The organism is Xanthomonas sp. SS, from assembly GCF_014236835.1.
Taxonomy (GTDB): domain Bacteria; phylum Pseudomonadota; class Gammaproteobacteria; order Xanthomonadales; family Xanthomonadaceae; genus Xanthomonas_A.
This window is the reverse complement of the sequence record NZ_CP051190.1, coordinates 1,858,515-1,877,498: the sequence shown is the minus strand read 5'-3', so window position 1 is coordinate 1,877,498 and position 18,984 is coordinate 1,858,515. Positions and strand designations below refer to the sequence as shown.

General features: G+C 69.5%; 19 protein-coding genes and 1 pseudogene. 8 read left to right on the top strand and 12 right to left on the bottom strand.

Translation table 11 applies throughout. The annotated features are described in order from the left end of the window. Positions 1 to 21: 21 nt before the first annotated feature. Positions 22 to 936, top strand: coding sequence for a peptidylprolyl isomerase (locus HEP74_RS07590; RefSeq protein ID WP_255424033.1), 915 nt, complete (start codon positions 22 to 24; stop codon positions 934 to 936). 52 nt (positions 937 to 988) lie between these two features. Here the strand turns inward: HEP74_RS07590 and HEP74_RS07585 are convergent, their stop codons facing one another. Further along, positions 989 to 1,504, bottom strand: a complete 516-nt coding sequence (locus HEP74_RS07585) for a DinB family protein (protein WP_185815899.1) — start codon at positions 1,502 to 1,504, stop codon at positions 989 to 991. An 11-nt stretch (positions 1,505 to 1,515) separates the two neighbouring features. Beyond that, positions 1,516 to 2,424: a DMT family transporter gene (locus tag HEP74_RS07580; RefSeq protein ID WP_185815898.1), complete on the bottom strand. Its 909-nt coding sequence runs from the start codon at positions 2,422 to 2,424 to the stop codon at positions 1,516 to 1,518. A gap of 231 nt (positions 2,425 to 2,655) precedes the next feature. Here HEP74_RS07580 and HEP74_RS07575 point away from each other — a divergent pair, with 231 nt between their 5' ends. The 4 genes from HEP74_RS07575 (at position 2,656) to HEP74_RS07560 (ending at position 5,975) form a co-directional block, all read left to right on the top strand. Beyond that, positions 2,656 to 3,597, top strand: a complete 942-nt coding sequence (locus HEP74_RS07575) for a LysR substrate-binding domain-containing protein (protein WP_185815897.1) — start codon at positions 2,656 to 2,658, stop codon at positions 3,595 to 3,597. Between the two features lie 218 nt (positions 3,598 to 3,815). Continuing rightward, the gene (locus tag HEP74_RS07570) at positions 3,816 to 4,130 is read left to right on the top strand and encodes a metalloregulator ArsR/SmtB family transcription factor (RefSeq protein WP_145707662.1); all 315 of its coding nucleotides are present in this window, start codon (positions 3,816 to 3,818) and stop codon (positions 4,128 to 4,130) included. A 33-nt stretch (positions 4,131 to 4,163) separates the two neighbouring features. Beyond that, entirely contained in the window at positions 4,164 to 5,615 is a 1,452-nt protein-coding gene (locus HEP74_RS07565) for a DUF2867 domain-containing protein (protein ID WP_185815896.1), read from the top strand. Positions 5,616 to 5,681: 66 nt separating this feature from the next. After that, a complete protein-coding gene (locus tag HEP74_RS07560; RefSeq protein ID WP_184410501.1) occupies positions 5,682 to 5,975 on the top strand; it encodes a hypothetical protein in 294 nt (97 codons plus the stop codon). Between the two features lie 122 nt (positions 5,976 to 6,097). On the opposite strand, the gene HEP74_RS07555 is transcribed toward HEP74_RS07560, so the two are convergent. After that, positions 6,098 to 6,754 carry a DUF4349 domain-containing protein gene (locus HEP74_RS07555; RefSeq protein ID WP_255427911.1) on the bottom strand — a complete coding sequence of 219 codons (657 nt, stop codon included), beginning with the start codon at positions 6,752 to 6,754 and terminating at the stop codon, positions 6,098 to 6,100. Positions 6,755 to 7,017: 263 nt separating this feature from the next. Continuing rightward, entirely contained in the window at positions 7,018 to 7,374 is a 357-nt protein-coding gene (locus HEP74_RS07550) for a GFA family protein (protein WP_185815895.1), read from the bottom strand. Between the two features lie 104 nt (positions 7,375 to 7,478). Between HEP74_RS07550 and HEP74_RS07545 the strand changes: the two genes are divergently transcribed. Continuing rightward, the gene (locus HEP74_RS07545; protein ID WP_185815894.1) at positions 7,479 to 9,296 is read left to right on the top strand and encodes a DUF885 domain-containing protein; all 1,818 of its coding nucleotides are present in this window, start codon (positions 7,479 to 7,481) and stop codon (positions 9,294 to 9,296) included. 363 nt (positions 9,297 to 9,659) lie between these two features. Here HEP74_RS07545 and HEP74_RS07540 read toward each other — a convergent pair whose 3' ends face one another. Continuing rightward, entirely contained in the window at positions 9,660 to 11,489 is a 1,830-nt protein-coding gene (locus tag HEP74_RS07540; protein ID WP_185815893.1) for an ABC transporter ATP-binding protein, read from the bottom strand. Positions 11,490 to 11,589: 100 nt separating this feature from the next. Beyond that, positions 11,590 to 12,579: a transcriptional regulator FtrA gene (gene ftrA, locus HEP74_RS07535; RefSeq protein WP_185815892.1), complete on the bottom strand. Its 990-nt coding sequence runs from the start codon at positions 12,577 to 12,579 to the stop codon at positions 11,590 to 11,592. Positions 12,580 to 12,644: 65 nt separating this feature from the next. Between ftrA and HEP74_RS07530 the strand changes: the two genes are divergently transcribed. Continuing rightward, positions 12,645 to 13,061, top strand: a complete 417-nt coding sequence (locus HEP74_RS07530; protein WP_185815891.1) for a rhodanese-like domain-containing protein — start codon at positions 12,645 to 12,647, stop codon at positions 13,059 to 13,061. Between the two features lie 360 nt (positions 13,062 to 13,421). Here the strand turns inward: HEP74_RS07530 and HEP74_RS07525 are convergent, their stop codons facing one another. From HEP74_RS07525 to HEP74_RS07500, 6 genes and pseudogenes are all read right to left on the bottom strand, one after another. Continuing rightward, complete coding sequence (locus HEP74_RS07525) at positions 13,422 to 13,820, bottom strand: VOC family protein (protein WP_524540772.1); 399 nt, start codon at positions 13,818 to 13,820, stop codon at positions 13,422 to 13,424. 8 nt (positions 13,821 to 13,828) lie between these two features. After that, positions 13,829 to 15,442: a serine hydrolase domain-containing protein gene (locus tag HEP74_RS07520; RefSeq protein ID WP_524540771.1), complete on the bottom strand. Its 1,614-nt coding sequence runs from the start codon at positions 15,440 to 15,442 to the stop codon at positions 13,829 to 13,831. A 225-nt stretch (positions 15,443 to 15,667) separates the two neighbouring features. Beyond that, positions 15,668 to 16,921 carry an RNA polymerase sigma factor gene (locus tag HEP74_RS07515; RefSeq protein WP_221893172.1) on the bottom strand — a complete coding sequence of 418 codons (1,254 nt, stop codon included), beginning with the start codon at positions 16,919 to 16,921 and terminating at the stop codon, positions 15,668 to 15,670. Between the two features lie 55 nt (positions 16,922 to 16,976). Continuing rightward, a pseudogene (locus tag HEP74_RS07510) lies at positions 16,977 to 17,365 on the bottom strand (VOC family protein). Positions 17,366 to 17,425: 60 nt separating this feature from the next. Then, a complete protein-coding gene (locus tag HEP74_RS07505; RefSeq protein ID WP_185815889.1) occupies positions 17,426 to 17,848 on the bottom strand; it encodes a VOC family protein in 423 nt (140 codons plus the stop codon). A 36-nt stretch (positions 17,849 to 17,884) separates the two neighbouring features. After that, complete coding sequence (locus HEP74_RS07500) at positions 17,885 to 18,301, bottom strand: YciI family protein (protein WP_185815888.1); 417 nt, start codon at positions 18,299 to 18,301, stop codon at positions 17,885 to 17,887. A 176-nt stretch (positions 18,302 to 18,477) separates the two neighbouring features. On the opposite strand from HEP74_RS07500, the gene HEP74_RS07495 reads away from it, so the two are divergent. Then, complete coding sequence (locus HEP74_RS07495) at positions 18,478 to 18,879, top strand: YciI family protein (RefSeq protein WP_185816541.1); 402 nt, start codon at positions 18,478 to 18,480, stop codon at positions 18,877 to 18,879. Positions 18,880 to 18,984 lie beyond the last annotated feature (105 nt).

Below are 18,984 nucleotides of genomic sequence, written 5' to 3'. Positions count from 1 at the left end.
ACCGTCCTCCAGGCTGCCGCCATGCCCTTGCGTCCCACCCTGCTCGCCCTCGCACTGCTGTCGTCCGCCGCCTGCGCACTGGCGGCCGCGCCGGCAGTGCCATACCGCAGTCCGCAGCAGATCCTGGACGCGTCCAAGCCTGGTGACTGGCGCACGCTCGACCCGGCCAACACCCTGTATCTGGACCTGGATACCGGCCGCGTCGTCATCGAACTGGCGCCGGCATTCGCACCGCAGCATGTCGGCAATATCCGCACCCTGGCCCACGAGCACTTCTGGGACGGCCTGAGCATCTACCGCTCGCAGGACAATTTCGTGGTGCAGTTCGGCGATCCCGACGGCGAGGAGGCGGACAAGGCCAAGCCGCTGGGGTCGGCCAAGCGGCACCTGCCCGCCGAGTTCCAGCGCGACGCCAAGGGCCTCGCGTTCCAGGCGCTGCCGGACCGCGACGGCTGGGCGCCGCAAGTGGGCTTCGTCGACGGCTTCCCGGCCGCGCGCGACCCCAAGGACGGCAAGACGTGGCTGGCGCACTGCTACGGCACCCTAGGCGCCGGCCGCAACAACGACGAGGACAGCAGCATCGGTGCCGAACTGTATGTGGTCACCGGGCAATCGCCGCGGCAGTTGGACCGCAACATCACCGTGGTCGGGCGCGTGGTCAAGGGCATGGAACTGCTCAGCGTGATTCCGCGCGGACCGGACCCGATGGGCTTCTACGCCAAGCCCGAACAGCGCACGCCGATCCGCGCGATCAAGCTCGCCAGCGACTTGCCCGAGGCCGAACGCACCCCGCTGCAGTTGCTGCGCACCGACACCCAGACCTTCCGCGACGTGGCCGAAGCACGGCGCAACCGCAGGGACGATTTCTACAAGCGCCCGGCCGGGCACATCGACCTGTGCAACGTGCCGCTGCCGGTGCGCACACCGCCGCAGTAGTTCGCCCTCGAACTCGCCAGCGGACTGACCTGCGTTGGTTGTCCGCAGGCGCTCAGGCCACTGGCGTCGCGCCGCGGCGCTCGGGTTCGACTGCGTGCAGGAAGCGGGTGAACAGCTCGCGCGGCTGCTCCAGCCCGCAGTCGCTGAGCAACATGGCGATGTTGCCGCGGTGATAGGCACCGTGCGCCAGCACGTGGAACAGCATTTCCTCGCGGGTCATGCGGCCGGCATCGCCGTCGGTGAAGCGGAATACGAGCAACTGCTGCAATGCGACCGCATCGAGCTGGGCGACATAACCGGCATACCAGCGGTCGGATTCGGCGACGGCCGCGTGCAATGCTTCCAGCGCCGGCGTCTCAGGCGTGTTGCTGGCCGTGAACGCATGCGTGCCGCCGTCCAGATGCGCGGCGAAGATCCGGTCCACGACGTAGGTGTGGTTCAACAGCCGGATCGCGCGCTGCCGTTGCGCCGGATACGCGGCCGCGTCGATCTGCGCCAGCGCCTGCAGCAGCTCGGCGTTGGCCCAGGCCTTGTAGGCGAATTGCGATACGAGCAGGGAAGCGGCCATCGATAGGTCCTTCAACGCGCGCGCTGGCTGAAAGCGACGCTGCCCAGGATCAGCACGCCGGCCAGCAGCATGCTCCAGGTCAGCGGCTCGCCGAGGATCGACCAGGACAGCAACGCACCGAACACCGGGACCAGGTAGGTCACCGTCGACGCGCGCGCCGGGCCGATGCGCTGGATCAGCCGGTAGTACATCAGGAAGGCGAGGCCGGTGCAGACCACGCCCAGCGCGCCGGCGCAGGCCCAGGCCAGCGCCGGCACCGGCGCGGCCGGCCAATGCGTCCAGGCCAGCGGCGCCAGCAGCACTGCGCTGCAGCCCAGGGTGGAGGCGGCCGATGCGGCCGGCGGCAGGTCGCTCATATAGCGCTTCACCAGGCTGTAGCCGATGCCGTACAGCAGCGAGGCGGTGGCGCCGGCGAATGCCGCCGGCCCCACGCTCAACCCGGCCGACTTGCCGGTGGCCAGGACCACGATGCCGACGAAGCCGATCAGCAGCGCCACCGCACGGCGCGCGCCGATCTTCTCGCCGAAGAACAGGAACGCGATCAACGCGGTGAACAGCACCGTCATCGCGTTGCAGATCGCGCCGATCGCCGCCGGCGCATGCTGCGCGCCCCAGGCGAACAGCAGGAACGGCAGCGCGGAATTGAGCAACCCGATCGCCGCCAGCGTCGGCCAGCGCCGCAGCGGAAAGCGCGCGCGCGCCATCCACAGGAACGGCAGCAGCACCGTCGCCCCCAGCGCCAGGCGCAGTTCCACCAGCGCATAGGCACCGAACTGCGGCGCCGCCACGCGCATGAACAGGAACGAGCAGCCCCAGACGATGCCCAGGAACAGCAGTTCCAGCGGCGTGCGCCAGTCGCGCACCGCGGGTGCCGGAAGGGCGTCGGCGGGATCGCCGGACGCGGGGTTGGCTGCATTCACCGTGTTGTCTCCTGGGTTCATCTCGTGTCCGCTGCCGCCGATCGTGCTGCCGCCGCGGACGCAGCTGCCGCCGGGCAACTGGCAACGCGAACAGCGGCAGAAGCGGGGCGCGCACCGACCTGGGCCGCACCGGCCCCGCATCTTGCGCATGGCTGCCAGGATCGCTCGCCGTCGCAACGCCCACAAGCGCGTAGTATCGTCGCGAGCCACAAATCTGCCGCGTGTCCAGCCATGCAACTGCGTCCTGCCCTGCTGCCTGCGCTCGGCGTCTTCGCCGTCGCCGCACGCCACCAGAACTTCGCCCATGCGGCGGAGGAACTGCACCTCACCGCCAGTGCGGTCAGCCACCACGTGCGCAAGCTGGAAGCGCTGCTCGGCGCGGCCCTGTTCCAGCGCCATGCGCGCGGGGTCAAGCTGACCGCCGAGGGCCGGCAACTGGCCGATGCGGCCAGCGCGGCGCTGGCCGACATCGCCGCGGTGGCCGGCAACCTGCACCCGCAGGCCGACACCGCGCCGCTGCGCATCACCACCTTGCGCTCGCTGTCCTACTGCTGGCTGCTGCCGCGGCTGCCGCGCTTCTGCCAGGCGCATCCGCACGTACGCCTGGACATCCAGACCGACGCGGCGTTCTCGCGCTTCGAGGACGGCGGACCGGATCTGGGCATCCGCTACGGCCAGGGCGCATGGCCGGGGCTGACCTCGCACCATCTGATGGACGACGAACTGTTCCCGGTGGCCTCGCCGGCGTTGCCGCAGCTGGCCACGCTGCGCCGCCCCGAGCAGATCGCGCAGCTGCCGCTGCTCACCGACATGTCGCCGCAGGGCTGGCGCGACTGGTTCCGCGCCGCCGCGGTGCGCGGCGTGGAATTGCCGCCGATGCACACCTTCAACGACAGCACCGATGCGATGCGCGCGGCGGTGTATGGCGTCGGCGCGGTGCTGGCGCGCAAGCACATCGCCCAGCCGTACCTGCAACGCTACGAACTGGTGCGCCTGCCCGGCCCGGCGCTGAAGGCGCGCTATTCCTACTACATCGTGCATCCCAGCCACCGCCTGCCCAGCCCGGCGGCCAGCCAGTTCATCGACTGGCTCAAGCGCGAGGCGCTGGATGAACGCACGCCGATGCCGGCGCTGCCGGCGGAGCTGCTCGGATTGCCGCCGAGGGCGAGCTAGCGATTCGCGCCTGGCGCCCGCTTTTGGGCGATTCGCGTCTGACTGCCCGCTCTTGTAGGAGCGGCTTCAGCCGCGACAGGATCTATCAGTAACGCCTGTCGCGGCTGAAGCCGCTCCTACAAAAAGCCATCGCCCGAGAATCGGGTTCCCGCACGACGCTTGACACCCGGCCATCGATGCGTCATTAATTAGCTAATTCGTTAATTATCTAATCCCTGATGTCCATCGACCGCGTCTTCGAAGCCCTCGCCTCCCGCCCGCGCCGCGAGATCCTGGCCTACCTGTCGGCGCAGGAACTCACTGCCGGGCAGATCGGGCAGCGCTTCGCGATGAGCGCGCCGGCGATCTCGCGGCACCTGTCGGTGCTGGAAGCGGCCGGGCTGGTGTCGAGCGAGCGCCGCGGCCAGTTCGTGGTGTACCGGCTGACCCCCGACAACCTGGTCAACACGCTCAGCGGCTTCGCCTTCGAGGTCTGCCCCACCGCCGGCCCGCTCAAGCGCGAAGCGCGCAAGCTGGCGAAGAAGAACGCCTGACCCGTCCCGCCCCCGGCCAAAAGGAATCCGCCGATGTCCACCGCTCCGCTCCGCGAAACCGCTGCCGCACAGGCAGGTTTTCCCTCCGTGCGCCTGGCCTCGTACAGCGGCGGGCTGCCGGTGGAAGTGACCCTGATCGCGCAGCTCGGCGCCGGTGCCGGCGACCCGTTGATCGCCCAGGCCTGCGTGCGCCAGCGCGCGCACCCGAGCTTCCACGATGCGCTGGACGAACCGTCGGCACGGCTGGCCGACACCGATTTCGCCAATGGCGAATCGACGTCGCTGTTCTCCTTCGCGGTCGGCGCGAACGGGCATCCCTTCCATCGCCACGCCGGGCACCGCATGTTCACCGCGATCACCGGCAGCGGCGGCGCGCAGCTGCGCTTCTGCACCGCATCGATGGCGCAGCTCGAACAGGATCCGCAGCATTTCCTGGCCGCGTTGCGCCACGTCGACCTGCCGGCCGACTGCCTGTTCACCGTGCGCTTCGGCGGCGGCACCTGGCACCAGTTCGCGCCGCTGCGCGCGCACGCGGCGCATCCGGCGTTCTTCGCGCTGTCCTGCCACAGCGATGAGGCCGGCGGCGATCTGAGCGCGGAAGTGCGCGAACGGGTCATGGCCGGCACCGCCGACATCGCCACGTTGACCGAGGTGCTGCCGCACGCGGTGAGCGCACTGCTGGCGTCGCCGCAGGCGCAGGCGATGCAGGTGCCGACCGTGCGCCTGTCGCTGTCGGCTTCGCCCGGCAGCCGGCGGCTGGCCTGGTGCGCGGACCTGCGCGCGCGCAGCGGGCGCCTGCGCCAGGCGCTGGGCGCATGGCGGCATCCGCCCGGCTTCGTCGCGTTGGCGCCGCGCCTGGCGGCCGTGCGCTCGGTGCCGCAGCCGGTGCCCGGCTCGCTGCTGTGGGACGCACTGCAGGTGCACGACCACCAGGACAGCGTGCGCCTGCGCCTGCAGCCGCATCAGCTGCGCCAGCGCGGCGCGCACGCGTTGATGGCGACGCTGCTGGAAGGCTTCATGCAGCGTCGACCGCTCGGCGTGACCTGGCTGATGCGGATCCGCAACGCACTGGTCGCGCCGCTGCGGCTGCGCACCTCGCCGCTGGGGTGTCCGGTGTCCTCGCTGTTGTCGCCGCAGCGCGAGCGCCTGTTCGCCGGCCGCTTCCCGGTGCTGGACCAGGCGCACGCCGCGCACGACCGGCGTGCGCAGGTGCTGCTCGGCGCAGACGACCGGCACCTGGTGTTCCGCAGCTGCGTGGGCGTGGACGTCGCCGAGGACGGCAGCGTGGAACTGAGCCTGGACACGCGCGTGGCCTGCCGCAACTGGTTCGGCCGCCTGTACATGGCGCTGATCGCGCGCGGCCATCGCCACTACATCGCCCCGGCGATGCTGCGCGCCGCGGCCGAAGCGCTGCTGGCACCGGTGTTCGACGAAAGCACGGTGGACCAGGCCGCGCTCGGCGGCGCCGCGTCGCAGCCGCGCTGAGCCGTCATCACTTCGTCTTAGCCGGCGCCTGCCTAGCCTTGCCTTCCCCTACCCAGAGGAAGACGCATGCCCCAGCTCCGTATCCGCATCACCGGCAGCGAAGACGATGCCCGCGCCATCATCAACCTGCTCGGCAGCCTGGAAGGCATCGAGCACGTCGAGGAAATCGACGATCTGATGAGCCACATGGACGACGACGATTCCAGCTCGGCCGGACTGCCCGACGACCAGGGTCCAGGCACCCACGAGGTCGAGATCGAGGCCGGCAACCTCGCCACCGCGCAGAAGGTGCGCGAAGCGGTGGAGGCGCTGGCCTTCGACCTGGAAGTGATCGTGGAGTTCGAGCAGGACGAAGGCTAGCGCCTTCTCTCTCGGCTATCGAAGCACTGTAGGAGCGGCTTCAGCCGCGACGGGCCTTACCGGTAGAGCCCGTCGCGGCTGAAGCCGCTCCTACAAGTGGCACCTTAGCGAACTTCAGCTTCCTAGACGCGCCTGCGTCGACGGCGCAACCAGGCGACCAGCCACCACAGCACCGCGCCGAGCAGCACGAACGGCGTCAGCGCCGCGATCGCACGGATCGCCCAGGCGGTGGCGGAGGCGAAGATCGAGCCGGTGTCGGCGAAGGCTTCGCCGATTTCGCTGCGGCTGCGTTCGCCGTCGGGCGTGGCGAACTGCAGGGTCAGCTGTTGCGTCTCGATGCGCCGGCGATGCTGCGCCGCTTCCTGGCTGGCGGCCAGCAACTGCGTATCGAGTTCGGCCAGCTTCGCCGACAGGCTGATCATGTCGGCGACGCTTAGGTCGCGGCGCTGCTGGAATTCCTGCAGACGGCGCTGTTCGGCCTGCAGGCGCTGCTGCAGCGCGGAGTTGTCCTGCACCGCCTGCGCCAGATCCTCGGCATGGGTGCTGCGGCTGCCGATCTCGCCGCCGTTGCCGGCCTGCGCGATCAGCGGCTCCACCCCCGCCGGCACGATGCGCACGCTCAGCGTGGCCTGCGGATACTCGCCGCCGCGCTGCTGCATCGACAGCACGTTGCAGGCGCCGAATCGCCCGCTCAGGCAGCTGTCCTGCGCCTGCTTCAGCCGCGCCTCGATCTGCGTCGCCGGCAGTTGCACGCTCACCTCGTGTTCGTACGCCAGCATCGCCGCGCGTCCATCCACGGTCGGCGCGGCAGCCGGCGCGGCAGCGGACGCCTCGGCCGCGCTTTCGGTACTGTGTTTGGAACACGCGGCGAGCGCCAGCATCAGCACCAAGGGCGCACAGACGATGCCGATGCTGCTTCTTGCGGGAGCGACTCCGGGTGGCTTCAAGCCATCAGTCGCGCCAGGCCTTCCCGGCACAGCCCGTCGCGACTGAAGTCGCTCCCACAACGTGGTAGCTAGCCACCAGTACCGCAAGCGCGCCCTCACAGGCTCGCTCCGTCGACGCTGTGCACCTGCAACGCGCGCAGGTCCAGCTCAGGCAGGCAGCGCACGTTGACCGCCACCGTCGCCTCGCCGGTCTTGGGATGGGTACCTTCGCTGAACGGCGCGATGCCGCAGTCCGGGCAATGGTGATGGTCGATGTGCTGGCGATTGAACCGATACGTGCCCAAGGCCTGCGACGCGCTGCGCAGCGACAGCGCCGTGCGCGCGCCGAACCACAGCAGCCCGCCGCGGCGGCGGCACATGGAGCAGTTGCAGTCGTAGACCTCGGCGATCGGCGCCTCGGTTTCCAGTTCGAATGCGATGCGCCCGCAATGGCAACTGCCGGTGTAGTTCATCCCTGCGCCCCCGTCCAAGAAGAGGCGCCAGAATAATCCAACGACAGGTGCGCGCGCCGCCGCGGCCGCCTATGCTTGGGAATCGACCCACCACAGGAAACCCGATGCGCAAGCACCTGCTCGCTGCCGCCCTGCTCGCCGCCCTCGCCGGCTGCCAGAAACCCGCCGACGCGCCGAGTGCGCCATCCACCGCCACGCCCGGCGCGGCCGCCGATGCCGCCGACCCGGCCGCCGACGCCGCCTTCGCCGCGCTGTCCAAGCGCGCGGTGGACACCTGGATGCAGCTGTCCCCGGTCGGCGCCACCCAGACCGGCGATCACCGCTACGACAGCGAGTTGGACGATCTCAGCGCCGCCGGCCGGCAGAAGAGCCTGGAGGCGAGCAAGCAACTGCTGGCCGAGCTGGACAAGCTGCAGGTGGCCAAGCTCTCGCGTGAGAACCAGGTGGATGCGGCGATCCTGCGCAACCAGTTGCAATCGGACATCTGGAACAGCGACGTGTCGCAGAGCTGGGCCTGGGATCCGCAGGTCTACAACGGCCTGGCCGGCGGCGCGATCTACGGGCTGATGGCGCGCGAATTCGCGCCGCTGCCGGAGCGGCTGAAGTCCGCCACCGCACGCATGGAGAAGATCCCGGCGCTGTTTGCGCAGGCACGCGCGAACCTGGACCCGGCGCGAGTGCCGCAGATCAACGCGCAGACCGTGGCCAAGCAGAACCAGGGCATCCTCAGCATCGTCGATACCTTCATCGCGCCGCACGTCAAGGAACTGCCGGACGCCGACGCGCAGCGCCTGCAGGCGGCGATCGATGGGCTGAAGAAGGCGGTGGCCGAACAGCAGACCTGGCTGGACAAGACCCTGGTGCCCAACGCCAAGGGCGATTTCCGCATCGGCGCGGAGAAATACGACCAGAAGCTGAAATTCGCGCTCAACTCCTCGCTGTCGCGCGCCGAGATCAAACAGCGCGCCGAGGCCGAGCTCAAGCGCGTGCGCGAGGAGATGTACGGCATCGCCCGCACCGTGCTCAAGGACCGCCCGAATGCGCCGGCGCTGGTCGATGCACCGAGCGACGCGCAGCAGCAGGCCGCGATCGAGGCAGCGCTGGAACTGGCCTACGCGCAGCACCCGGCGCGCGACAAGGTGGTCGAGGACGCCAAGGCATCGCTGGCCTCCTCCACCGAATTCGTCCGCGCCAAGGACCTGCTGACCCTGCCCGACGCGCCGGTGGACATCATCCTGATGCCGGAGTTCCAGCGCGGCGTGGCGGTGGCGTACTGCGACTCGCCCGGCCCGCTGGACAAGAACCTCAAGACCTTCTACGCGGTGTCGCCGATTCCCGACGACTGGAGCGCGCAGCAGGCCGAGTCGTTCCTGCGCGAATACAACGGCCGCATGATCCACCTGCTGAGCATCCACGAAGGCGTGCCCGGCCATTACGTGGAAGGCTGGCACTCGGCCAAGTTCCCCTCGACCCTGCGCGGCGTGCTGCGTTCCGGCACCTTCGCCGAAGGCTGGGCGGTGTACACCGAGCGGATGATGCAGGAGCAGGGCTACCTGGACAACGATCCGCTGTTCCACCTAGTGCAGCTGAAGTTCTACCTGCGCACCCTGGCCAACGCGCTGCTGGACCAGGGCGTGCACGTGGACAACTGGAGCAAGGAACAGGCCATGCGGTTGATGGTGCACGACACCTTCCAGCAGCAGAGCGAAGCCGAAGGCAAGTGGGTGCGCGCGCAGCTGACCTCGGCGCAGCTGCCGACCTACTTCGTCGGCGTGCAGGAACACCTGGACCTGCGCAAAGCGATGCAGGCCAAGCTCGGCGACACCTTCGACCTGAAGGCCTACCACGACCAGGTGCTGTCCTACGGCGCGCCGCCCGTGCGTTTCGTGCGCGAGCTGATGCTGGACGAACCCATCCAATGAAGGGCCGGGATTTGGGATTCGGGAGTGGGGATTCGTAGAAGCGGTCCACCGCGCCCGATGACCTCACGCGACCCAACTGGAGAAAAGCCCCCCTTGAGTCAAGGGGGGCGCGCCGATAGGCGCGGGGGATCTGGAAGATGGTGAGCCGGGGCCCACGGTTTGCGTAGCAAACTGTGGGGGCGACAGCGCGCATGCGATGGCGCCGCTCAAGGGGGGCGCGCCGACAGGCGCGGGGGATGTGGAAGATGGTGAGCCGGGGCCCACGGTTTGCGCAGCAAACTGTGGGGGCGTTAGCGCGAATGCGATGACGCCGCTCAGCAGCAAACTGTGGGGGCGACAGCGCGAATGCGCTGACGCCGCTCGCTAGCGCGCCCCGACGAATCCGCCGGTCTGTCGCGCCCACAGCCGTGCGTACAGGCCGCCGTGCGCGACCAGTTCGGCGTGGGTACCGGTTTCGACAATTGCGCCCTGGTCCATGACCACCAGCCGGTCCATGCGAGCGATGGTCGAGAGCCGGTGCGCGATCGCGATCACCGTCTTGCCCGCCATCAATTCGTCCAGGCTGTCCTGGATCGCCGCCTCCACTTCCGAGTCCAGCGCCGAGGTGGCTTCGTCCAGCACCAGGATCGGCGCGTCCTTCAGCAGCACGCGGGCGATAGCGATGCGCTGGCGCTGGCCGCCGGACAGCTTGACCCCGCGTTCGCCGACATGCGCCTCGTAGCCGCTGCGGCCTTCGCCGTCGCGCAGCGCGTCGATGAAGCCGTCGGCGCGCGCCTTGCGCACCGCCGCCAGCAGTTGCGCCTCGCTGGCGTCGGGACGGCCGTACAGCAGGTTGTCGCGGATCGAGCGGTGCAGCAGCGAGGTGTCCTGGGTGACCAGACCGATCTGCCCGCGCAGGCTTTCCTGGGTCACCGTGGCGATGTCCTGGCCATCGATCAGGATGCGCCCGCTCTCCAGGTCGTACAGCCGCAGCAACACATTGACCAAGGTCGATTTGCCGGCGCCCGACGGCCCGACCAGACCGATCTTCTCGCCCGGGCGCACCTGCAGGTCGAGCCCGGCGATGACCCCGCCGCGCTTGCCGTAGTGGAAATGGATGTGCTCGAAACGCACCTCGCCGCGGCTGACCTGCAGCGCCTGCGCATCGGCGCGGTCCTGCACCTGGATCGGCTGGGCCACGCTCTCCATGCCGTCCTGCACCGTGCCGATGTCCTCGAAGATGCCGTTGACCACCCACATGATCCAGCCGGACATGTTGTGGATGCGGATCACCAGCCCGGTGGCCAGGGTGATCGCGCCGACGCTGATCCGGCCCTGGCTCCACAGCCACATCGCCAATGCGCAGGTGCCCACGATCAGGAAGCCGTTCAATGCCGCGATCGAGAAATCCATGGCGGTGGTCATCCGCGTCTGCCCGCGGTGCTTGACCGCCAGCTCCTGGATCGACTCGCGCACATAGGCCTCCTCGCGCTTGGCGTGCGCGAACAGCTTCAGCGTGGCGATATTGGTGTAGCCGTCGACGATGCGGCCCATCGCCTTGGAACGCGCCTCCGAGGCGATCCACGCACGCTGCTGCATGCGCGGCACGAAGTACGCCATCAGCGCCGTGTAGGCGACCAGCCAGGCCAGCAACGGCACCATCAGCCGCACGTCGGCCTGCGCGAACAGGTACAGCGCGGTGCCGGTATAGACCAGGATGTACCACAGCGCATCGACCATCTGCACCGCCGATTCGCGCAGCGAAGTGCCGGTCTGCATGACCCGGTTGGCGATGCGTCCGGCGAAATCGTTCTGGAAGAAATTCAGGCTCTGCCGCACCACGTAGTTGTGCATCAGCCAGCGCGTGCGGTTGCTGAGCCCGGGCATGATCGCCTGGTTGACCAGCAGGTTGTGCAGCCCGGTCAGCAGCGGCCGCGCGACCAGGGTGATGGCGGCCATCCACAGCAGTTCGTCGCGGTGGCGCGCGAAGAAATCCGGCCCCGGCGCCTCCGCGACCAGGTCGACGATGCGGGCGAGGAAATCGAACATCGCCACTTCGACCAGCGCCAGCAGCAGCCCGGCCACCAGCGTGGCGGCGAACACCGGCCACACCGGGCGCAGGTAGAACGCGTAGAAGCGCCACACGCCGCGCGGCGGCGTGCGCGGATCGATCTCGGGGAATACGGGAATCAGCGACTCGAACCAGCGGAACATTGCGGACCATCCTCTTGCAAGATGCGCAGCGTAGCCGATGCCGGTGTCCTCGCCATGTGCGTTCGCGCCGGGCGGCGCGGATTGCGCAGGCGTTTCGGCCTCAGGCGAACCGCCCGAAGCCGCTGCGGTACACCGACGGCGCCACGCCCACATGGCGCCGGAACGCGGCGCGGAACGCCTCCAGCGTCTCGAAGCCGCAGGCCGCGGCCACCCGCTCCAGATCCAGCCGCCCGTCCTCCAGCAAGGCTTTCGCCGCGCGCACCCGCTCCTGCTGCAGCCAGTGCGCCGGGGTGGTGCCGATCGCCGCCTTGAAACGGCGGTAGAAATTGCGCTCGCTCATCGCCGCCGCCCGGGCCAGGTCCGCGGCGCCGATGCCGGTGTGCAACTGCTGCCGTGCCCAGTCGAACACGCCGTCGAACGGATGGCTGCGCGGCGCGGCGACCGGGCTGGCGACGAACTGGCGTTGCCCGCCCTCGCGATGCGGCAGCATCACCAGGCGCTGCGCCACGCGATTGGCCACGGCGGTGCCGAAGTCGCTGCGGATCAGATGCAGGCCGGCATCGATGCCCGCGGCGCTGCCGGCCGAGGTCACGATGCGACCGTCTTGCACGTACAGCGCATCGCAGACCAGGGTGCTGGCCGGAAAGCGGTCCTGGAACTGTTGCGCGTAACGCCAGTGCGTGGTCGCCCTGCGCCCGTCGAGCAACCCGCAATGGCCGAGCAGGAACGCGCCCGAGCAGATCGACAGCAGCCGCGCGCCGCGGGCATGCGCCGCGCACAGGGCCGCCTTCAAGGCGGCGCCGGGCAACACCGCCGGCCCGCTCCAGCCCGGCACCACGATCGTATGCGCCTTGCGCAACAGTTCCAGACCGCCGTCGGCGGCGACCCGCAGCCCGCCGATGCCACTGTGCACCTTGCGCGCGGTCATCGCCACGCCGAAGCGGTACCAGGGCATGCCCAGTTCCGGCCGCTGCAGGCCGAACAGCTCGGCGGCGATGCCGAACTCGAACAGGCACAGGTTCGGATAGGCCAATGCGACCACGTAGGGCGGCGCTTTCGCCTTGGCAGGAAATGACCGTTGTTCGTCCATCCTGCCAGTGTAGCCGTCGCGTCGTCGGCGGCACACTGGCCATTCCCATGCCGAGGACACCCCCAATGCACAATCCCGTGCTGCAGACACCTGCCGCCTCCAGCGCCGACGCGCTGCGCCATTTCGCCGCCAAGCGCTCGCTGGAAACCGATTGCTGGGACGTGCACGCCGCGCTGTCCGCCGCCGATGCCGGCTTCGTCCTGCTCGACGTCCGTTCCCCGGCGCTGTATGCGCAAGGCCACCTGCCCGGCGCGATCAACCTGCCGCACGCCAAGCTCGTGCAGGGCACGCTGTCCGCCTATCCGGCCGACACCCTGTTCGTGGTGTATTGCGCCGGCCCGCATTGCAACGGCGCCGACAAGGCAGCGCTGCGCCTGGCGACTCTGCAGCGCCCGGTGAAGCTGATGATCGGCGGCGTCACCGGTTGGTTGGACGAGGGCTTTGCGCTGGTGCGCGGTGATAGTGGTGCCGGTGCCGGATGATCGGTCGCGGCTGGTTGCCGCTGCGCGAGTAACCGTGGGAACGGTGCTGCCGCGATATGGCTTTTTGTAGGAGGGACTTCAGTTCCGACTGTTGCCGAAGGCGGGGGCCTTCCGGCTTCGGTGTCGCGGCTGAAGCCGCTCCTACAGAAAAGCTGCGCATGTCGAAGGGCATCCGCGCGGCCGATCGGGATCCTTGTGGGAGGGACTTCAGTCCCGACTGCTGCAGAAGGCGGAGGCCTTGCGGCTTCTGGTCGCGGCTGAAGCCGCTCCTACAAATTGCATGGCGATCGACGCTTGATTTTTTCCTACGAGGCGCGCCTAACCGGACAGCGGCCCACAGCATCGCCGCAACCACCGCACTCATTCCGCGCCATGGCAGCACACGCACAGTTTGTTGCCGTCCAGGTCGCGGAAGTAAGCGCCGTAGTAGTCCGGGTGATAGTGCGCGCGCAGCCCAGGCGCGCCTTCGCAGCGTCCGCCCTGGGACAGCGCCAGCGCGTGGCAGCGGTCCACCTGCGCCCGGCTCGCCGCCTGCAGCGCGAGCATTTGCCCGTTGCCCGGCGTCGCCGGCTGGCCGTCGAAGGCACGGCCGATCAGCAGCAGCGGCCGCGGCGCGTCCGCTGCGGTCCAGCCGGCCCAGCCGCGCGCGTCGTCGCGGAACTTCAGCTGCAACCCCAGCGCCTGCAGCAGCGGCGCGTAGAACGCGAACGCAGCCGGGAAGTCGTTCACCCCCAGATGCGCGTGCGAAAGCATCGGCATGGCCGCGCTCACGATGCGGCGGCTACCGGGGTCAGCAGCAGATCCTGGAAATCGAAGCTGAAATCGGTCAGCGGCGAGATCGCCTCCATGCGCACCTCGCGCACCTTGCCGTCCGGGGTCAGCGCGAAGTTGACGAAGGCATCGGCATTGAGCGAGCGGTCGCGCCAGCGCACGATGAAGGTGTCGTGCTGCCAGTGCTGCAGCGTGCCGACCAGCTGCGCGGTCTTGCTGAAGCGCAGTTCCAACTGCTTGCCGCGCTGCACGATCGCCACCTCGCCGTACCACGGATCGCGATAGCTGCCGGCGTAACCGGCCAGCGGCAGCGACGGTTTGGATTTGGCATCGCGCGCAGCCTGGTGCTTGCTCCAGTCCTCGTCGGCCTTCGTGTCGGCCTTGGCCACCGCGGCGGCATAGGCGGCGGTCCAGTCGGTCGCCGGCGCGCCCAGGTAGGCGTCGAGCACCTGCAGGGTCAGCGCGTTGAACGCCGCGCCCACTTCCTGGTTGGTCAGCACGATCACGCCCAGTTTCTGTTCCGGCAGCAGGGTCAGCCGCGACACCATGCCCGGCCAGCCGCCGGTGTGCCAGACCAGCTTGTGCCCGCGGTAGTCGCTCAGGCTCCAGCCCTCGCCGTAGCCGGCGAAGTTCGGCTTGGCCGGCAGCAGCTGCGGCACGCTCGGCTCGGCGATGGCGATCGGGGTGATCACCTGCCACATCTCCTGCTGCCGCTGCGCGCTGAACAGGCGCCGCTCCTGGCCGTCGGCCGACGGCAGGCGACCGCCGTCGAGCTGCACCTGCATCCACTTGGCCATGTCGTGCACGCTGGCGTAGATGCCGCCGGCGCCGGAATTGTTCGACCAGGTCAGCGGCGGCACCGGGCGCAGGTCGCGGAAATCGGCCTTGGCATGGCCGACCGCCGCGCGGTCGCCGGGTTGCAGGTAATCGCTGTTGATGCGCGCGCCGCTCATGCCCACCGGCACGAAGATACGCTGGCGCACGAACTCGGCGTAGGACTGCCCGGAGACCTGCTCGATCACTTTCTGTGCCACCGCGTAGAGGATGTTGTCGTAGGCATAGCGGTCGCGGAAGCCGCCCTTCAGCGGCACTTGCGCCAGGCGCCGCACCACCTCCTCGTTGCTGTAGCTGGTCGCCGGCCAGAACAGCAGGTCGCCGGCGCCCAGGCTCAGTCCGCTGCGGTGGCTGAGCAGGTCGCGCACGCGCATCTCGCGGGTCACGTAGGGATCGGCCATCTGGAACCATGGCAGGTGCTCCATCACCCGGTCGTCGAGTTTCAGCTTGCCCTCGTCGGCCAGGATCGACAGCGAGGCGGCGGTGAACGCCTTGGTGTTGGAGGCGATCGCGAACAGGGTCTGCGCGTCAACCGGCTCGGGCTTGCCGAGTTCGCGCACGCCGTAGCCGCGCTCCAGCACCACCTGCCCGTCCTTGACGATGGCGATGGCGATGCCGGGCACGTCGAACTGTTTGCGCACGCGCTCGACCCGCGCGTCCAGGTCCCGCAGCGCCGGCGGCAGTGCGGCGTCCACTGGGGCGGGCGCCTGCGCCTGCGCGGTGGCGGTCATCGCCAACAACAGTCCGCAGCCCATCGACATCGTCTTCAAATCCATCGCTCCTCGCAGAAATACCGAAAAAGAACCAAGCTGGCGCCTTGCCACGGCATACATGCGCGGCGCATGCGGCATCGGCCAACATGCCGGCCGTCAAACCGCGGCGCGATCCGACAGCGAGGCGAGACATCGTCAGCACCGCAGCGCTGCCGCATGCACCGCCCCACCCCGCGTCAGCGCAGCACCGAGTGTAGGACAGCCGGCGGCATGCGCGACAGTGCCGCGCTACAGCGCCGCCGCCCGCGCCAGCAGTGCCTGCCGCTCGCGCGCGTTGGCGCTGAGCGCAGCGGCCTGCGCGAAGGCCGCGCGCGCCTCGTCGGTGCGGCCCAGGCGCTGCAGCACATCGCCGCAGGCCGCCGCCAGCGGCGCGTAGTCGCGCAGCCGCGGATCTTCGCGCAAGGGCTGCAGCAAGGCCCAGGCCGCAGCCGCGCCCTCGGCGCGCGCCACCGCGACCGCGCGGTTGAGTTCCACCACCGGCGAGGGATGCAGCTGCGCCAGCCGCGCGTACAGTGCCGCCAGCCGCGCCCAATCGGTGTCCTCGGCGCGCCGCGCGCAGGCATGGCATTCGGCGATGGCCGCCTGCAACACGTAGGCGTCGTCGTCGCCGCCCAGCGCCTGCGCGCGCCGCAGCGCGTCCTGGCCGCGCGCGATCTGCAACCAGTCCCAGCGCGCCCGGTCCTGCTCGGGCAACAGCACCGGGCTGCCGTCGGCGCGCACCCGCGCGGCGCTGCGCGAAGCCTGCAGTTCCATCAGCGCCAGCAACCCTTGCACCTGCGGCCACGCCGGCAACCGATGCGCCAGCACCCGGCCCAGCCGCAGCGCCTCCTCGCACAGGGCCGGACGCATCCAGTCGTCGCCGGCGCTGGCCGCGTAGCCTTCGTTGAACACCAGATAGATCACCTCCAGCACCGAGGCCAGCCGCTGCGGCAGCGCCGCCTGCCGCGGCACTTCGAACGGCACCCGCTTCTGAGCCAGGGTGCGCTTGGCGCGGACGATGCGCTGGGCGATGGTCGGCTCCGGCAGCAGGAACGCGCGCGCGATCTCCTCGGTGCTCAAGCCGCCGAGCAGGCGCAGGGTCAGCGCCACCCGCGCGTCGGCCGGCAGCAGCGGATGGCAGGCCACGAACATCAGCCGCAGCAGGTCGTCGCCGATATCGTCCTGCAGCGCGTCGCTGTCGTCCGGCGCGGGCAGCGCCTGCGGCTGCAGCGCCTCGCCCCACTGCGCGTGCTGGCCGGCGATGCGCTGGTGTTGGCGCAGCACGTCGATGGCGCGATTGCGCGCGGTGGTCATCAGCCACGCTCCGGGGTTGTCGGGAATGCCTTGCGCGGGCCAGCGCTCCAGCGCGGCCAGCCAGGTGTCCTGGACCAGTTCCTCGGCGCGGCCGACATCGCCGCCGAGCAGCCGCGACAGGCGCGCGATGAGGCCGGGCGCCTCCATGCGCCAGACCATCTCCAGGCGTTGCGCGAACGTGGTCTCCATGCGCGGAATCAGAGCACCGGATGCGCCGTGGCACAAGCCGCGGCGGCAACCGCGCTCAGCCCGGTGCGCCGCTCATATACGCGATCTCCCACAGATGGCCATCGGGATCCTCGAAGCCGCGCTGGTACATGAAACCGTAGTCGCGCGGCGCTTGCGGCTCGCGCGCACCGGCCGCCAGCGCTTTCTCCAGTAGCGCGTCGACCGCGGCGCGGCTGGTGGCCGACAACGCGGTGATGACCTCGGTGCGCACAGCGCATCGCTGATCGGCTTGCTGGTGAAACCGGCGAAGAACGTCTCGGTCAGCAGCATCACGAAGATGCTGTCGCTGACGATCATGCAGGCCGCATTCTGGTCGGTGAAGGTCGGATTGAAGGCGTAGCCCAGCGCCGCGAAGAAGGCCTTGGAGGCCTCCAGATCGCGGACCGGGAGGTTGACGAAGATCATCTGCGGCGTATCGGACATGGCGGCGTTTCTCGAGCGAAGATAGGCAGGAAGGAGCGGGAATCATGGCTGTTTCATGCAGTTGACCATCCACGGCTTGCCGTAACGATCGACCAGCATGCCCCAGCGCTGCGCCCAGAACGTCTCGGCCAGCGGCATCCCGACCTGGCCGCCTGCGCTCAGCGCGGCGAACACCCGTTCGGCTTCCTCCACCGAATCCACCTCGACGTTGATGGTGGTGGTGCCGGCGCCCTGCGCGGCGTGGCTGTCGGCGGCCATCAGCACCGCGCCGCCGGCTTCGAGCTGGCTGTGCGCGACCTGGTCGAGCGTGTCCGGCGGCATCTCGCCGCAGCCGTCCATGCTGTCGCTGGGCGGCATGTCGCGATAGGTCATTTCCGACACGACGCTGCCGCCCAGGGCCTGCGCGTAGAACGCCATCGCCTCGTGGGTGCTGCCGTCGAAGCTCAGGAACGGAATCAGTTTCATCGGGATCTCTCCTTGCGGTGTTGGTGGTGGTGTGGCTCAGTCGGGATTGCACGCGCGCAGGCGGCGCTGTCGGGCCTGCAGCAGATCGGGAGGGAGGGCGTCGCCCAGTTCCTGCAGGTCCAGCAGCGGGCGCAGTTCGACCTCGGTGCCGGCCTCGAACGGGGCGCGCTTGAGCCACTCGGTGGCCTCGTCCAGCGAGCGCACCTGCCATAGCCAGAACCCGGCTACCAAGTCGCCCGTGGCGGCGAAGGGACCGTCGAGCGCCTGCCGCCGCTGCGGCTCGAAACGCACGCGGCGGCCGCGCGAACTGGGCTGCAGGCCTTCGGCGGCGAGCAGGATCCCGGCCTCGGCCAACTGGTCGTTGTAGGCGCCCATCGCCCGCCACTCGTCTTCGCTGGGCAAGCGCCCGGTCTCGGAGTCGGCGCTCGCCTTGACCAATACCATCACTTTCATCGTGTCCTCCCGGGTGCGGCCGCTGGCGGGCCGTGCATTGGGTACGACGCCCGGGGAAGACGGAAATCGACAGGCCTGCGCAAAAAATTTCGAGGCGATCGGATGCGGCGCCGCAACACGCGGCCGCGCCGCGCTGAGCGATCATGGGCCTCCTGTCGCCGCTGGCCGCTCGCACCATGCAATTCCTGCTGCTGATCTACATCGACGAGTCCTTGCTGCAGGCCCTGCCCGCGGAGGAATACGACAGCCTGATGCGCGATTGCCTGCAGCACGCCGATGCGCTGCAGGCCGACGGCACCCTGGTGCTGGCGCAGCAACTGCAGCCGGTGGCCAGCGCCCGCACCCTGCGCTCGCGCCAGGGCCAGCTACGCATCACCGACGGCCCGTTCGCCGAGACCCGCGAACTGCTCGCCGGCTTCAACCTGATCAATGCGCGCGACCACGACGAGGCGGTACGCATCGCCAAGCACTTCCCGTGGTCGCGCTTCGGCAGCATCGAGGTGCGGCCGCTGGCCGACATGGACGCCGAACGCGCGCGGGTCGGCGCGACCGCCGCGAGCCGGATCTCCGTTGCATAGCCGCGCCGCGTCCGCCAGGCGCGGGCTGCCGGGGAGTACCGCAGCGGCGCGGGTGCCGCGCGCGTGACGCAGCCGCTCGGCAGTGCTTAGCCCTGCCGAGCAGAC

Coding starts and splice junctions, on each gene's coding strand:
- ftrA (WP_185815892.1), bottom strand. CDS start 12,579: ATGGACGAACAACGGTCATTTCCTGCCAAGGCGAAAGCGCCGCCCTAC.
- HEP74_RS07565 (WP_185815896.1), top strand. CDS start 4,164: ATGTCCACCGCTCCGCTCCGCGAAACCGCTGCCGCACAGGCAGGTTTT.
- HEP74_RS07555 (WP_255427911.1), bottom strand. CDS start 6,754: ATGCTGGCGTACGAACACGAGGTGAGCGTGCAACTGCCGGCGACGCAG.
- HEP74_RS07570 (WP_145707662.1), top strand. CDS start 3,816: ATGTCCATCGACCGCGTCTTCGAAGCCCTCGCCTCCCGCCCGCGCCGC.
- HEP74_RS07505 (WP_185815889.1), bottom strand. CDS start 17,848: ATGAAACTGATTCCGTTCCTGAGCTTCGACGGCAGCACCCACGAGGCG.
- HEP74_RS07575 (WP_185815897.1), top strand. CDS start 2,656: ATGCAACTGCGTCCTGCCCTGCTGCCTGCGCTCGGCGTCTTCGCCGTC.
- HEP74_RS07560 (WP_184410501.1), top strand. CDS start 5,682: ATGCCCCAGCTCCGTATCCGCATCACCGGCAGCGAAGACGATGCCCGC.
- HEP74_RS07540 (WP_185815893.1), bottom strand. CDS start 11,489: ATGTTCCGCTGGTTCGAGTCGCTGATTCCCGTATTCCCCGAGATCGAT.
- HEP74_RS07515 (WP_221893172.1), bottom strand. CDS start 16,921: ATGGAGACCACGTTCGCGCAACGCCTGGAGATGGTCTGGCGCATGGAG.
- HEP74_RS07585 (WP_185815899.1), bottom strand. CDS start 1,504: ATGGCCGCTTCCCTGCTCGTATCGCAATTCGCCTACAAGGCCTGGGCC.
- HEP74_RS07550 (WP_185815895.1), bottom strand. CDS start 7,374: ATGAACTACACCGGCAGTTGCCATTGCGGGCGCATCGCATTCGAACTG.
- HEP74_RS07525 (WP_524540772.1), bottom strand. CDS start 13,820: ATGCCGATGCTTTCGCACGCGCATCTGGGGGTGAACGACTTCCCGGCT.
- HEP74_RS07500 (WP_185815888.1), bottom strand. CDS start 18,301: ATGAAAGTGATGGTATTGGTCAAGGCGAGCGCCGACTCCGAGACCGGG.
- HEP74_RS07520 (WP_524540771.1), bottom strand. CDS start 15,442: ATGGATTTGAAGACGATGTCGATGGGCTGCGGACTGTTGTTGGCGATG.
- HEP74_RS07495 (WP_185816541.1), top strand. CDS start 18,478: ATGCAATTCCTGCTGCTGATCTACATCGACGAGTCCTTGCTGCAGGCC.
- HEP74_RS07530 (WP_185815891.1), top strand. CDS start 12,645: ATGCACAATCCCGTGCTGCAGACACCTGCCGCCTCCAGCGCCGACGCG.
- HEP74_RS07590 (WP_255424033.1), top strand. CDS start 22: ATGCCCTTGCGTCCCACCCTGCTCGCCCTCGCACTGCTGTCGTCCGCC.
- HEP74_RS07545 (WP_185815894.1), top strand. CDS start 7,479: ATGCGCAAGCACCTGCTCGCTGCCGCCCTGCTCGCCGCCCTCGCCGGC.